Source organism: Candidatus Methylomirabilota bacterium (assembly GCA_003104975.1).
Classification (GTDB): domain Bacteria; phylum Methylomirabilota; class Methylomirabilia; order Methylomirabilales; family Methylomirabilaceae; genus Methylomirabilis.
This window is the reverse complement of the sequence record PQAM01000019.1, coordinates 31948-45752: the sequence shown is the minus strand read 5'-3', so window position 1 is coordinate 45752 and position 13805 is coordinate 31948. Positions and strand designations below refer to the sequence as shown.

Here is a 13805-nt window from a genome sequence, read left to right as displayed (position 1 = left end):
CTGCTCGCCATTTGAAAACCGTGTGAGATCCGCCCGCTCCGACAGACGCCATCGCCGCTTCCCGTCTCAAGATGCGCATGTGACGGGAACCGGGTGGCGGACACCAGGGAATTTGGCACCGAAAATTAGGTAGATTACCCGATGTACAGATCCCGTCTGGGATTATAGCGGTTACTATAGGCAGAGGTGAGTGACCCCCTGGCATTGTGCTTGCAATTTCCCCTCTGTGAAGCCGGTCGCGCGATCAGACGGTTTCGGTGCTGTTAACCTCAATCCAAGGAGTCAAGCCATGCGAGTGTTATATAGAACCCTGTTGGTGACCACCCTCTGTGCTGCGGTCTCCGTATTCATGTTTGACGGTGTCGGCCATGCGAAGGGCGGCGGCTCAAAGACGAAGATCGATGTCAGGGCGGAGCTTGAGTCTACCGGATCACCCGACTCGGATGCTGAGGGCCAGGCGAGACACCGGATGGAGACCCGAACCCGGGACGGCGTCCCGACGCCCAAGAAGAATGAGTTCAAGGCGACCGTGAAGATCCCGGTCCCCTCACCCGGACTAGGAATCAACACGGAAGATGAGGCGGCAGGCGCCGACGTCGACCTGATCGTGACCCGCGGTAGTGAGACCATTGGAACCTGCCAGCTTATGTTTAACGAGTTCGATGAAGACGATGATGACGACGCGCTGCAGGCCGAGTTCAAGCTTGATGTACGTTTGAAGAAGGGCTCAGTGCGAGACAAGAAGGGTACGTGTGGTGGAGGTATCCCGGATGCGCAGGCCGGTGATGTGGCGACCGCCATGGTTAACGGAACCCCGTTCCTGGATGGAACCGTTGAGTCGCATCATTAAGCATCCGATCTACTGACGCCTCTTCTAGTGGACGCAGCAAAGGGGCCGGGATCACCCGGCCCCTTTGCTGCGTTTTTCCCCTCCGCAATCCTCTTTACAATCTTTCAGTTAGTGTGATATTTTCGCGTTACAGTGAGGAGGTGAACTATGTCTGGCCATTCAAAGTGGGCGGGCATCAAGCATAAGAAGGCCAAGGTTGATGCCCAGCGGGGTCGTGTTTTTACAAAAATTATCCGCGAGATCACCGTCGCCGCCAGGGTGGGTGGCGGCGATCCGGACGGTAATCCTCGTCTCCGATTGGCGATCGACAAGGCCAAGGCCGTCAATATGCCTCAGGATAATATCCAGCGGGCCATTCAGAAGGGAACGGGCGAACTGCCCGGCACCTCCTACGAGGAGTATATCTACGAGGGGTATGGCCCGGGAGGGGTCGCCGTCCTGCTGGAGATCGTAACCGACAACAAGAATCGAACCGCCCCGGAGATACGCAAGGCCTTTGCCAAACATGGAGGCAATCTGGGGGAATCGGGATGCGTCGCCTGGATGTTTGAAAAAAAGGGGCTGATTCAGGTCGAGGCATCTGCGGCGGACGAAGATCGACTGTTTGGCGTGGTATTGGAGGCGGGCGCCGAGGATGTTCGGCGATCGGATGATACCTTCGAGGTAATTACGGCGCCGAAGGATCTCGAACGGGTCAAGGCGTCGCTGGCGAAGGAGAAGATCGAGATTGCCGAAGGGGAGGTGACCATGCTCCCCCAGAGCACCGTCAGACTGGAAGGGAAGCAGGCGCAGCAGATGCTCCAGTTGATGGAGACTCTCGAAGAGCACGACGACGTCCAGAACGTGTACGCAAACTTCGATATTCCCGAAGAGATCATGGCGGCAGTGACCGGCTAGGCCTGTGGTGGGGTCTGTCGAACCATTGGATCATCCCACGATCTCGATGGGACCGCCGTGCTGGTCTTAGGCGTTGACCCGGGGGCCGGCGCGACCGGCTACGGGATAGTGGCACGCGAGGATGGCGTCTTGCGGGCCGAAGAGTACGGCAGCATCATCACCACACCCAGCGATCCCTTTCCTATCCGCCTGCAACAGATCTACTGCCGCCTGGCCGAGTTAATTCGTCGTTACCAGCCGGAGTGGGCAGTCATCGAAAGCCTTATTTTCGCAAAAAATGCGCAGAGTGCATTCAAGCTGGGCCAGGTACGGGGGGTCGCAATTCTGGCAGCCGCGCTCGGCGGGGTAACTATTGCGGAGTACACCCCGCTGCAGGTCAAGAGCGCGGTCACCGGGTATGGCGCGGCAGGGAAAGGCCAGGTTCAGTGCATGGTGCAGTCGCTCCTCGGGCTCGACGAGCCGATCCGTTCGACCGACGCGGCCGATGCGCTGGCCATTGCAATCTGCCACCATCATTCGATTCGGCTGATGTCTCTCGTACGAAAGGGAGGTCGATGATCGCCCAGCTTCGCGGCCTGTTGGTGTCGAAGGATCCCGGGCAGATTATCGTCGACGTGGGCGGGGTCGGCTATCAGGTCTTTGTCCCCCTTTCGACCTTCTATCAGCTCCCGGAGATCCACCAGGAGGTCCGCCTTCGCGTCTATACGCACGTCCGAGAGGATGCCATCCAGTTGTACGGCTTTCACGCGGCGGAAGAGAAGATGGCGTTCGAGCTGCTGACGGGGGTATCGGGGATCGGCCCTCGCCTCGCCGCCAATATCCTATCGGGAATCGCGGTCGAGGAGTTCGTCCCGGCCATCCTGGAGGGCGATATCGCGAGGCTCAAGGCGATTCCGGGGGTGGGTCGAAAAACAGCCGAACGGATCATCCTGGAATTGAAGGACAAGGTCATGGAGGTCCCGTGCGCCCGTCGGGGCGTCGTCGGCCGCCAGCCAAGCCCGCAGCGCGATCGCGTCATCGAGGATGTCGTCTCGGCGCTGGTCAACCTGGGCTGCAGCCGCAAGGAGGCGTCGGCGGCGGCGGAGGCGTCGCACCACGCCGTCGGCGATGGGGCGGACTTCGAAACCGTGGTTAAGCAGGCGTTGAAACAGCTCTCCGAGGGTGCGGGGAAGCGGCTATGACATCGACCAGGCAGCAGCGGGAGAGCGGCCGGGAGCGGGTGGCCAATCGGCAGCTCCAGGACGAGGATCAGGAGCTTGAGCAGAGCCTGCGGCCGAAGGTCTGGGACGACTATATCGGCCAGGAGAAGGTCAAGGCCAATCTGCAGGTCTTCGTTCAAGGTGCCAAGGCGAGACGCGAGCCTCTGGATCACCTGCTGTTCTACGGCCCGCCGGGGCTCGGCAAAACGTCGCTCGCCTTCATGATCGCCGCAGAGATGGGGGTCAGCATCCGGGTGACCTCCGGACCGGTGATCGAACGGCAGAAGGATCTGGCGGCCCTCCTCTCCAATCTCAGGGAACAGGATATCCTGTTTATCGACGAGATCCATCGGCTGAACCCGCTGGTTGAAGAGACCCTCTACCCGGCCATGGAGGATTACCGGCTGGACCTGATTATCGGTCAGGGCCCAAGCGCACAGAGCTACCGGCTGAAGCTGCCGCGCTTCACCCTGATCGGGGCCACGACGCGCGCCGGCCTGCTGGCCTCGCCCCTGCTCAACCGGTTTGGGGTGGTCCAGCGGCTGGACTTTTATGATGAGACCGATCTATTCAAGATCGTCCTGCGGTCGGCCAAGATCCTGGGGGTTACGATCATGGAGGATGGCGCCTGGGAGATCGCGCGGCGTTCGCGCGGGACACCACGCGTAGCCAATCGCCTGCTGCGGCGCGTCAGAGATTTCGCCCAGGTGCTGGGGGACGGCGTCATCACCCGGGAGGTGGCGCAGACCGCGCTGGAGCGGCTCGAGGTTGATACTAACGGATTCGACGAGATGGATCGCCGGATCCTGCACACCATCATCAACAAGTTCGGCGGGGGGCCGGTCGGCATTGAGACGCTCGCCGTGGCGGTCGGAGAGGAAAAGGACACCATCGAGGACGTCTACGAGCCGTTCTTGATTCAGCAAGGGTTTCTGGCCAGAACACCGAGGGGCCGAACCGTGACTCGGTTGGCCTTCGATCACTTCAAGCTCCCGCGCCCTGCCGGGTTGCAGGGCGAACTGTGGCACGGGTAGCAGGGGTGCCGGAGATCGTGGGAAGCGGAGAGGCGGTGCACGGGTTGGATTCGCTCGCCAGGATGTTGATCCTGTTCGGCCTGGTGGTGGCCGCCATAGGGGGACTCCTCCTGTTTATGGGAAAGATCCCCTTCATCGGGCGGCTTCCGGGGGACATCTATATTCAACGTAAGAACTTCTCTTTCTATTTCCCCCTCACCACCTCCATACTATTGAGCATCCTTCTGACCATCCTGTTTTCATGGTTTCGCCGCCGGTGAACGACGATCATGCTGCCGGAAACCGACCCCACTGTGCTGACTCCGCTGCGGACGGCCGATTTTGATTATGCGCTCCCTACCGATCTGATTGCCCAGGCGCCGGTCGCCGAGCGCGATCGCTCGCGGCTGATGGTCCTGGATCGGCGGACTGGCGCCCCGCACCATCGGATCTTCCGCGATCTCCCGGACTACCTCAGACCCGGCGACCTGCTGGTCATCAATGAGGCAAAGGTCATTCCCGCGAGACTTTTGGGGCGTTCGGACCGGCGGGACCGCATCGAGGTGCTGCTGCTGCAAGAGGTCGGCCTCGATTCCAGCTCCCGTCATGCGGGGATAGACTGCCGGGAGGCCCTGATCAGACCGTCCAGACGGGTTCGCGCGGGCGACCGACTGACCCTGGCCGACGACACCATCACGGCCGAGGTCATCGAAAAGCGGGGCGAGGGACGCCATCTGTTGAGGCTTGTCTATGACGGGCAGCTTGGCGACCTGTTGTGGCGTTTCGGGCAGATGCCGGTGCCGCCATACATTAAAAGACAGGGGATGGGGGGTGGGGGTTGGGGGTTGGGACAAGACAACACGGCATCATCAACCCTCGGGTCCTCTACCCCATCCCCTAACCCCCATCCCCTACCTCCCGGTACTCTGGATCGGGAGCGGTATCAGACGGTGTACGCCAGATATGAAGGGGCGATCGCGGCGCCGACGGCCGGCCTTCACTTCACGCCGGAACTGATTGAGACGCTGACGCAGGCTGGGGTCGTCATTGCGCCTATTACCCTCTATGTCGGACCCGGGACGTTTCGGCCTGTCCGGGTTGAGAACGTAGGGCAGCATCGGATGGAGGCAGAGCGCTACGTCGTCCCCGAGCAGACGGCCCTGGCGGTGAAAAGCGCAAGAAGAGAGGGGCGGCGGGTGATCGCGGTCGGGACGACGACGGTCCGGGTCCTGGAGCATGCGGCGGCAATGGGCGAGATACGGGCCGGGACCGGTCTGACAGACCTGTTTATCTACCCGGGCTATCGCTTCCAGACTATCGACGCCCTGATTACCAACTTTCATCTGCCTCGCTCAACCCTCCTGATGCTGGTCGCGGCCTTTACAGGCCGGGAGGCGATATTGGCCGCATACGGCGAGGCCGTTACCCGACGCTACCGTTTCTACTCATACGGCGATGCGGTGTTGATCCTGTAGCACGACAGCCATCCGGCTGTCAGCCATCAGCAGTCGGTAGGGTTTGATCTGGTGAAGTGTTTTGGAAATTACCCGGTGCGGAACCCGTTCAGGCTGAGCCCGTCGAAGCCCCATACGCGTACCCTTCGACAAGCTCAGGGTGAACGGAATATGTGAATTAATTTGAGAATCAGTGCTCTAGCTGAACACTGAGTGCTCATGACCCGGCAGAAGAAAAAGTGACCTTCGAGTTGTTAAAGATCGATCCCGCCACGGGCGCGCGGCGGGGCCGTCTGAAGACCCTCCACGGGACGGTCGAGACCCCTGTGTTTATGCCCTGCGGGACGGGGGGCGCGGTTAAGGCACTGACCCCGCATGAACTTGAGACCGAAGGGGTGCAGTTGGCCCTGTGCAACACCTACCACCTCTACCTGCGACCCGGCCATCGGCTGATTCAGGGGTTGGGCGGACTCCATCGCTTCATGGGGTGGTCCGGCTCGATCCTGACCGACAGCGGAGGGTTTCAGATTTACAGCCTGGCGCAACTTCGACAGATCTCAGAGGAGGGGGTCAGCTTTCGGTCTCACCTGGACGGATCGTCTCACTTTCTCACGCCGGAGCTGGCCATGGAGGTTCAAGAGGCCCTTGGGGCGGATATTATCATGCCCTTGGATGAGTGCGCCCCCTATCCCTCGGCCACCGATTACCTTCAGCGGTCGCTGGAGCTGACGCTTAGATGGGCCGAACGGTCCAAGGTGGCTCATCCGGACGGCCCATCGGCGCTGTTCGGCATCCTGCAGGGGGGGACCGATAAGGCGCTGCGCGAGCAGGCCGCAATGGCGCTTCAACGGATCGGCTTTGACGGCTACGCCATGGGCGGCCTCGCCGTCGGCGAGCCGAAAGCGGTCATGTACGACACCGTGGCCCATGTGACGCCGCTGCTGCCTGTCGATCGACCACGTTACCTGATGGGGGTCGGCACACCCGAGGATCTCCTGGAAAATGTCGTACGGGGGGTGGACATGTTCGACTGCGTGATGCCTACCAGACACGGTAGGACCGGCAGTCTGTTCACCAGCCAGGGCCGCATCAACATCAAGGGCGCAGCGTATGCGGCGGACGAACGGCCGCTCGATCCCGCCTGCGACTGCTATACATGCCGGCACTTCTCCCGCGCCTATCTCCGGCATCTCTTTATGACCGGCGAAATTCTTGGACTGCGCTTGAATACGCTTCACAATCTTCATTTCTATGTTACGCTTATGCGGCGGATTCGCGAGGCTATCGAGGCGGGTCATCTCGCCGAATTTCGGGCACAGTTTCTTGAACCGAGTGGTATAGTGAATCGCGACGAAACTATTTTCTCATAACACTCAACACAGAGGAGGGGTCGAATGGGATTAGCGTATGCGCAAAATGGGACGGCACCTGAAGGTGGACCGGCAAGTATCCTACCGGTTCTTCTGCCGTCGGTACTGATATTCGTTATCTTCTACTTCCTGATGATTCGCCCGCAACAAAAGAAGCAGCAGGCGCAAAAGGATATGTTGGCGAATCTGAAGACCGGTGATCAGATCGTCACGACAGGGGGCCTGTACGGCACCATCGTCAAATTCGGCGAGGATAACCGGGTCAAGGTCAGGATTGCCGAAAACGTCATCGTTGAGATGGCCCGAAGCGCCATCACCGAAAAGCCGACCGGGACAACGGAGGTTGCCAAAGGCAAGGGGGAATAAGCGTTCCCTCAGGCGTCAAGCATCGACGACTCGTCTCAACAAGCTCCTGTTGAAACGATCAGGCCCTCCAGCAATCGGGGGGACGGTGGCAGTTCGTCCGTCAGACGGGTGATAGCGAAATTGCCTACTGGTAGGTCGCCGGGGCAGGTTGCAGCTCGCGTTCGGATTGCTGTCTGCTTGTCCCGGCATGATTACTCGGTTCCGTACAAGCCTTCAAAGAGCTGCGTATTGTGACGTTCTCCTCCCAGGTCGCGAAGTCGTCAGTAAAATATTTCAGCCGTACTTTTTTGAACTCCCGTACGGTCCAAAGCATGGCATATTGGCTGATCCCCGTCTCTCGGCTGATGGCCGCCACCGTCGCCTCACACTCTTCTCGACTTTTCTGATGGACCATCGTGAAGAGCGAAAACGGCCATTCCGGAAAGACAGGACGCTGATAGCAGTGGCTGACTGCGCGAAACTGCGCCATCTGCTGCCCCACCGCCTCAACCTTCTCGTCGGGTACCGGCCACGCCACCATGACGTTGCCGGTGTAGCCGGCCTTGCGGTGGTGCAAGATCGCCGCAAAGCGACGCATAATACGTCGGCCGAGAAGCTCTTTGGCGAGGGTCAGCATCGTGTCAACACTCAGTCCGCACTGTCCGGCAGCCTCTTGAAACGGCTCCTCAATAAGCGGCAGATCCTCTTGCAGGACCCTCACGATGCGGCGTTCATCGGGATCCAATCCGCGCGCGGAATGACCGTTGCCGACAAAGAAGTCGCCCTCTTCCTTGCGTACGCCTGCCGTATCGGTCTCCATGTCCAGGCGGACCCCGATCTTGAAGACCCGAAGCGCCGGGAAGAGTCGCGCCGCATCCGCGCCCGTCTCTTGCGCCAATACGGCCATACTGGCTTCGAGCCCGAGCCGGCTCTCAGGGGCGACAGCAAGGGTAAACCAGACATTATAGGGGCAACAAGCATCCGCCCCGAAGGCATCAGGCAGCGTGTACCGACGAAGATAGTTGTGACTGACCCCGGGATGACTGTTGATGACGGCCGCCGCCTTGTCGATATACTCCTCACGCAGTCTGAAGCCCACAAGAGACGACCGATAGCCGAGGCGCGTCGTATCGAAGATCGCGCCGATATTCCGGATGATCCCATCAGCCTTCAGCCGGGCGATACGCGTGAGCACATCATCCTCGTCAATGCCCACGCTCTCGCCGAGGACGCGATACGGGCGCTCTACCAACGGGATACCGGTCTGCACCGCGTCCAGCAACTTACGATCGAGGATATCCATCTCGAGCACGACCATCCCTCACTTTCTGCCCTCGAGCACATGAGCCGAGGCAGCAATTATCACGGTGAATACCTTCACCACTCTTCGGATCCCCTCAGTCCGGTCTCTTCTCGTCGGGAGACGAACCGGCCGGGAACGCCTGCACCGCAAGGTCTTGGCCGACATGACACTGCAAGCAAAAATGATTGCGTGTAGGATGCGGGACAATCGGGGCCCCAACCACCCCAAATTCGTGGCAGGCCAGGCACACGCCTTTCCTTGCTTCCACATCATGGGGAATCAAAGGCGGAGCGCCTTCATAGGCGCGAGGCAGTCTCTTGCTGCCTTGCTGGGGAGTCACCTGCTGAGAAAACGCGCTACTGCTCAGAGCAACCAGCAAGCAAAAGAAAATACCCCCAAAAAAGAGGATTATTTTGAGTGGCTTTATCATGATCCGTCACACTTTCTCGATCCGGACTGCGCACTTCTTATAGTCTGGCTGCTTGGAAATAGGATCGTAGGCATCGAGCGTCACCAGATTGATTAAGACATTTTCATCGAAGAACGGAACAAAGACCACGCCTTTCGGGACCGTATTTCGTCCGCCCAACTGAGCCTTTGTGATGATCTCTCCGCGGCGTGACCGGACACGGACCTGGTCCCCATCCCTGATTCCCATGGCGACCGCATCCTCGGGGTCGATCCACACGGGCGCAAAGGGGACGGCGCGGTGAAGCTCGGGGACTCGCCTCGTAATCGTCCCTGTGTGCCAGTGCTCAAGCACGCGACCGGTCGTGAGCCAGAAAGGATATTGCCCATCCGGCTGCTCGGCCGGCGGCTCGTAGGGCCGCGCCCAGATGACGGCTCGACCATCAGGCTGGCCGTAAAAACGGACGCCCTCGCCCTTCTTGACGTACGGATCAAAGCCCTCTCGGTAGCGCCACCGTGTTTCCCTTCCCTCTACCACCGGCCAGCGCAGTCCGCCCCTGACCTTTGCGTACACATTATAGGGCGCAAGATCCTTGCCCGACCCCTGACCGAATTGTCGATACTCCTCAAAGAGCGCCCTCTGTAAAGGTTCCTGGCCGTAATCGAATAGATGCCCCAGATCAAGACGCTTGGCGAGTTCGACGATCTGCCAGAGATCGTCCTTGGCTTGACCCGGCGGGTCTACCATCTTGAACCAGTGCTGCGTCCGCCGCTCCGTGTTGCCAAACATCCCCTCCTTCTCGACCCACATGGCCGACGGAAGGATGAGATCGGCATGCCGAGCGGTCTCGCTGGGATACACATCGGACACTACGATAAACCGGTCGCCACCTTTTCGTGCGCCCCTGCGATAACGACTCGCATGAGGGAGCGTTTGAAAGGGGTTGGTGGTATTGATCCAGATGACCTTGATATCACCGCGATCCAGGGCGCGAAACATCTCCATCGTATGATAACCGGGTCTGGGTGAAATCCTCTCAATCGGAACATTCCAAATATGTGCGGCCTTCTTCCGATGCTCGGGATTCGCAATAAACATACCGCCGGGGAGGGTATGAGACAACACGCCTACCTCCCGCGTGGTTCCGCAGGCTGAAGGCTGCCCGGTGAGCGATAAGGGGCTGTTACCGGGCTCAGCGATCTTGCCGGTAAGAAGGTGGAGGTTGTAGGCAAGGTTATTGATCCAGGTGCCGCGTACGTGCTGGTTAAAGCCCATGGTCCAACAGGATACGGCCTTACGTTTGGGCTCGCCAAGCAGCCGAGCGATCTGACGGATCGTATCAGCCGGGACGCCGGACAGGGTTTCCGCATACTCAGGCGTGTAGGTTTCCAGGAACCTTTTGTACTCTTCGAAACTGATCGGTTGAGCCTTGTCGGCAAAAGGGCTGTACGTCTTCCAATTGGTTTCCGAAGCCCCGCCGTACTCGAAATTGTCCTCTACGCCATAGCCGATCCCTGTCAGCCCCTTTTTGAAGGTGACATGCTGCTGAATAAACGCCTCGTTGATCAGACCTTCTTTCACGATGACATGCGCCATAGCATTCGCGATAGCGAGGTCTGTGTGTGGCTTGAACACAGCCACGATATCCGCGGGTTCATCGGTGCTGCGGTTGAGATAGGTTTGCAGACTGACGATCTTGACGTTGGGATCCTGGTGCTTCCGCTCCATCATTCGTGAGTAGAGGATCGGATGCATCTCGGCGAAGTTGCTGCCCCAGACAAAAAAGGTATCGGTCAGCTCAAAATCATCGTAACACCCCATCGGCTCATCCATGCCGAAGGTCGAGTAGAAACCGGTCACGGCCGAGGCCATGCAGAGGCGAGCATTGCTCTCGATATTGTTGGAGCCAATCCCCGCCTTCATCAATTTATTGACGGCGTAGCCTTCAAAGATCGTTGTTTGACCCGAGAAGTACATCGCCACTGATTCCGGCCCATGCTTTTGGATGGCCTCCTTAAACTTGGAGGCCATCATATCCAACGCCTGGTCCCAAGAAATCTCGATAAAGTTGTCGCCTTGACGTAGCAGCGGTGCGCGATAGCGGTCAGACCCATACAGAATCTTGGGTAGGCTGTAGCCTTTGATACAGAGCAGACCTCGATTGACTGGCGCCTCCGGATCGCCCTTGACGGCTACGACCTTGCCCTGTCGTAGCCCGACCAGTACACCGCACCCGACGCCACAGAATCGACAGGGGCTCTTCTTCCACTCCTCTGCCGTCTCGGCGGCCTCTGCGACACCATCGGGGAGAGGAAGTAGTACGTCAGGCGAGGACAAGATGGCAGCGCCTGCCCCCGCCAAGGTCTTTAACAGCTCTCTACGAGAAAGTTTCATCGTGGCCCTCTGGCTGTCCGGATTGGTCGAAAACCGTCATCGCAGTCTCTCACATCCCGAACTTGTGCGCCCGGTTGGCGAAAAAGATCCCGGAGGGGTGATCGGCCGGAAACTCCTTCAGCACCCGAAAGGTTGCCGTATCGTAGATCACGACCTTGCCGCCGTCCATGAGGGAGACGTACACGGCATCCCCCTTTGGTGTAAACTGCGGGTGTGTCGCGCCTGGCCCGGGATTCAGCGTTTTGACGACCCGCATACTGTCCACGTCGACGATATCGATCAGATCCCCGTTCTTACCGATGATATCTACCCATACCTGACGCCCGTCGGGCCGCGCAACAGTGTACAGCGCCGTCCCACTGATCGGCACTGGCGTGAGCGGCGTCCAGTCGAGGGTGGAATAGACCAGCGCGACCTCGCGTTTGAGCGCCGGGAGAAACGCGAGCCTCCCGGTGATGGCCCACCCTTTGAGGTGCGGAATCTTCCAGAGTGGAATCTCGGGACCTTGACCCTGCTCGGCGAGAATCGGGGTGACCCGGTCAAGCCGCCACGTATCGAGAAGTCCCATCCAGTTCGAGTCCAGGAAGCCCGCGAGGTAGTAGCGACCATCCGGGCTGATCAGTGCGTCGTAGGGGGTCTTCCCGACGTCGGAAAACTTCTTGACGACCGGAAACTCTTTTTTCCCGGCATCCACGACCCATATACTGTTGGCGTCCATGAGGGAAAAGACCAGCAGGTTGCCCGGGGCGTCGACTAACCCCACAACCCTCGACGGCAACAGGGTACCGTCCTTTGAGCTCGGATCAGGGTAGAGGGCCGGGATTGTCTTGACCGTTTCCAGCGTGTCGGCATCCAGAATACGCACCTCGCCGGGCACGTAGTTGCTGAGAACCACGTACTTGCCGTCCTGGCTGATCACGCCCCCGATGCCCAATTTTCCTCCGTTCACCTGCTTGACCAGCTTGAGCGTCAACAGGTCGATCTTCGAGACCTGGGCCTCGCGACCGATGACGTAGGCATAGCGCGCATCCGGTGAGAATTTTACCGTCGCATGGGTCAGGTTGCCGAGCCCGGACACCCGACCCAACAGCTCGTGGCGCGAGGCGTCGATAATCAGGACGCTACCGGCCTGTCGCTCAATGACAACGACCAACGACGCCGTCCCCCAACGTCGCTCGTCTGCGCTCGATTGGCAGGGTACGCCAAGCGCAACGAGAGAGAAAAGAAGAAGCGCCTTAACCGCGAACCGATACACGCGTGCCCGCATGACTCTCTTCCTTTTCATGTGATGAGATCCCCAACTCCTCGTCGCTCAGATAACAACCCGGGTCGGAGGCCCACAGGTCCCCGGTCGTGGCCTCCGCCCTGACCCGCGAGTTGCCGCCGCACAGCTCGAGATACGGACAACGGGCGCACCGACCCTTGAGCGCGCGACGGCGGTCCTTCAGGATGCCCATCACCGGATCGGTGGTGTCTTCCCAGATCGCGGCAAAACTCCTCTCTCGGACATTGCCGAGGGAGTAATGCCGCCAGAACGGATCGGCATAGACGTGCCCGGGGCTGTCGATACAGCCCAGCGTAATGCCGGAGCTGTTTCCTCCCCGACGCTGCAGAATCCGAAACACCGATTGCGCCTGCGCGGGAGTCGAATTTCGCATCTTCAGGTAGAGGTAGACCCCATCGGCATCGTTGTTGCCGGTCGTCACCTCGATCTTTAACCCGCGGCGATGAAAATCGACACTCCGCCCAATGAGATAATCGAGCGCGCCGCGCTTTTCCTCCGGCGAAAGATCATCGTAGACCAGCCCTGCACCCCGCCCCGCGTAAACCAGATGGGCGAAGTAGAGGCGATCCAGACGCTCCTGCTCTGCCAGATCACAGATCGCCGGCAGATCGGAAACGATCCGTCGGCACAGCGCCGTCCGGACGCCGACCTTCATCCCCTCGTCGCGAGCATAGCGCAACCCCTGGAGCGCCAGCGCAAACGAACCCGCCATACCTCGGAAACGATCGTGGACCGGACCGATGCCGTCCAGACTCACACCAACGTAGGTCATGCCGACATGTCTCAACCGCCTTGCGGCCGCGGCGTCAATCAACGTCCCGTTCGTCGACAGCGCACACCGCAGGCCCAGTTCCTGAGCATACTCTGCCAGCGCGTACAGGTCGTCCCGAAACAACGGATCGCCGCCCGACAGGATCAGCATGGCGATCTTGTAACGGGCCAGGTCGGCGATCAACCGTCTGCCCTCGTCGGTCGTCAACTCATCGGCGTAGACGCGGTCCTGCGATTGGCTGTAACAGTGCAGGCAATGGAGGTTGCAGCGGCGCGTGAGGTTCCAGATGACGACCGGTCTGTCGGTAATGGGCGGCACAGACATCTGGTCGGTTCGCGTCGCAGACCTCCGAATGTCTTCTGGCCCGCACAACAGCTCCGTGATCCTTAACATGGCGTATCATCCAAGGCTGCGCCACCCCTTGGTCAATTCACGATAGGTATCATAACACGACGGACCGCCGGGATGAGCTATTTTCAGGCTCATCCTGGCGGTCCGTCCTTCACGTGCAACC

The 13805-nt window shown here is 59.7% G+C and carries 14 protein-coding genes; 9 read left to right on the top strand and 5 right to left on the bottom strand.

Annotated features, from left to right (window positions below; all coding sequences use genetic code 11):
* The first annotated feature begins 289 nt into the window (after positions 1 to 289).
* The 9 genes from C3F12_14275 to yajC all read left to right on the top strand — a co-directional run bounded on the left by C3F12_14275 (position 290) and on the right by yajC (position 7149).
* Positions 290 to 850 (top strand): hypothetical protein, encoded by a 561-nt coding sequence (locus tag C3F12_14275; protein PWB42370.1) that lies wholly within the window; start codon positions 290 to 292, stop codon positions 848 to 850.
* A 147-nt stretch (positions 851 to 997) separates the two neighbouring features.
* Entirely contained in the window at positions 998 to 1747 is a 750-nt protein-coding gene (locus C3F12_14270; GenBank protein PWB42369.1) for a YebC/PmpR family DNA-binding transcriptional regulator, read from the top strand.
* 57 nt (positions 1748 to 1804) lie between these two features.
* Positions 1805 to 2305, top strand: a complete 501-nt coding sequence (locus tag C3F12_14265) for a crossover junction endodeoxyribonuclease RuvC (GenBank protein PWB42368.1) — start codon at positions 1805 to 1807, stop codon at positions 2303 to 2305.
* Complete coding sequence (locus C3F12_14260; protein PWB42367.1) at positions 2302 to 2928, top strand: Holliday junction branch migration protein RuvA; 627 nt, start codon at positions 2302 to 2304, stop codon at positions 2926 to 2928. Before C3F12_14265 ends, C3F12_14260 begins: the two co-directional genes overlap by 4 nt.
* Complete coding sequence (locus C3F12_14255; GenBank protein ID PWB42366.1) at positions 2925 to 3980, top strand: Holliday junction branch migration DNA helicase RuvB; 1056 nt, start codon at positions 2925 to 2927, stop codon at positions 3978 to 3980. Before C3F12_14260 ends, C3F12_14255 begins: the two co-directional genes overlap by 4 nt.
* Positions 3981 to 4015: 35 nt before the next feature.
* Entirely contained in the window at positions 4016 to 4240 is a 225-nt protein-coding gene (locus tag C3F12_14250; GenBank protein PWB42504.1) for a DUF2905 domain-containing protein, read from the top strand.
* A 9-nt stretch (positions 4241 to 4249) separates the two neighbouring features.
* A complete protein-coding gene (locus C3F12_14245; GenBank protein ID PWB42365.1) occupies positions 4250 to 5434 on the top strand; it encodes a tRNA preQ1(34) S-adenosylmethionine ribosyltransferase-isomerase QueA in 1185 nt (394 codons plus the stop codon).
* Between the two features lie 218 nt (positions 5435 to 5652).
* Positions 5653 to 6783, top strand: coding sequence for a tRNA guanosine(34) transglycosylase Tgt (locus C3F12_14240; GenBank protein PWB42364.1), 1131 nt, complete (start codon positions 5653 to 5655; stop codon positions 6781 to 6783).
* A 24-nt stretch (positions 6784 to 6807) separates the two neighbouring features.
* Positions 6808 to 7149 (top strand): preprotein translocase subunit YajC, encoded by a 342-nt coding sequence (gene yajC, locus C3F12_14235; protein PWB42363.1) that lies wholly within the window; start codon positions 6808 to 6810, stop codon positions 7147 to 7149.
* A 124-nt stretch (positions 7150 to 7273) separates the two neighbouring features.
* Here the strand turns inward: yajC and C3F12_14230 are convergent, their stop codons facing one another.
* The 5 genes from C3F12_14230 to C3F12_14210 form a co-directional block, all read right to left on the bottom strand.
* A complete protein-coding gene (locus C3F12_14230) occupies positions 7274 to 8431 on the bottom strand; it encodes an Lrp/AsnC family transcriptional regulator (protein PWB42503.1) in 1158 nt (385 codons plus the stop codon).
* Positions 8432 to 8525: 94 nt separating this feature from the next.
* Positions 8526 to 8861 (bottom strand): hypothetical protein, encoded by a 336-nt coding sequence (locus C3F12_14225; GenBank protein ID PWB42362.1) that lies wholly within the window; start codon positions 8859 to 8861, stop codon positions 8526 to 8528.
* A gap of 6 nt (positions 8862 to 8867) precedes the next feature.
* A complete protein-coding gene (locus tag C3F12_14220) occupies positions 8868 to 11234 on the bottom strand; it encodes a periplasmic nitrate reductase subunit alpha (GenBank protein PWB42361.1) in 2367 nt (788 codons plus the stop codon).
* 49 nt (positions 11235 to 11283) lie between these two features.
* Positions 11284 to 12519 carry a protein nirF gene (locus tag C3F12_14215; protein ID PWB42360.1) on the bottom strand — a complete coding sequence of 412 codons (1236 nt, stop codon included), beginning with the start codon at positions 12517 to 12519 and terminating at the stop codon, positions 11284 to 11286.
* Positions 12470 to 13684 (bottom strand): 12,18-didecarboxysiroheme deacetylase, encoded by a 1215-nt coding sequence (locus C3F12_14210; protein ID PWB42359.1) that lies wholly within the window; start codon positions 13682 to 13684, stop codon positions 12470 to 12472. The genes C3F12_14215 and C3F12_14210 overlap by 50 nt, the downstream gene beginning before the upstream one ends.
* Positions 13685 to 13805: the final 121 nt, after the last annotated feature.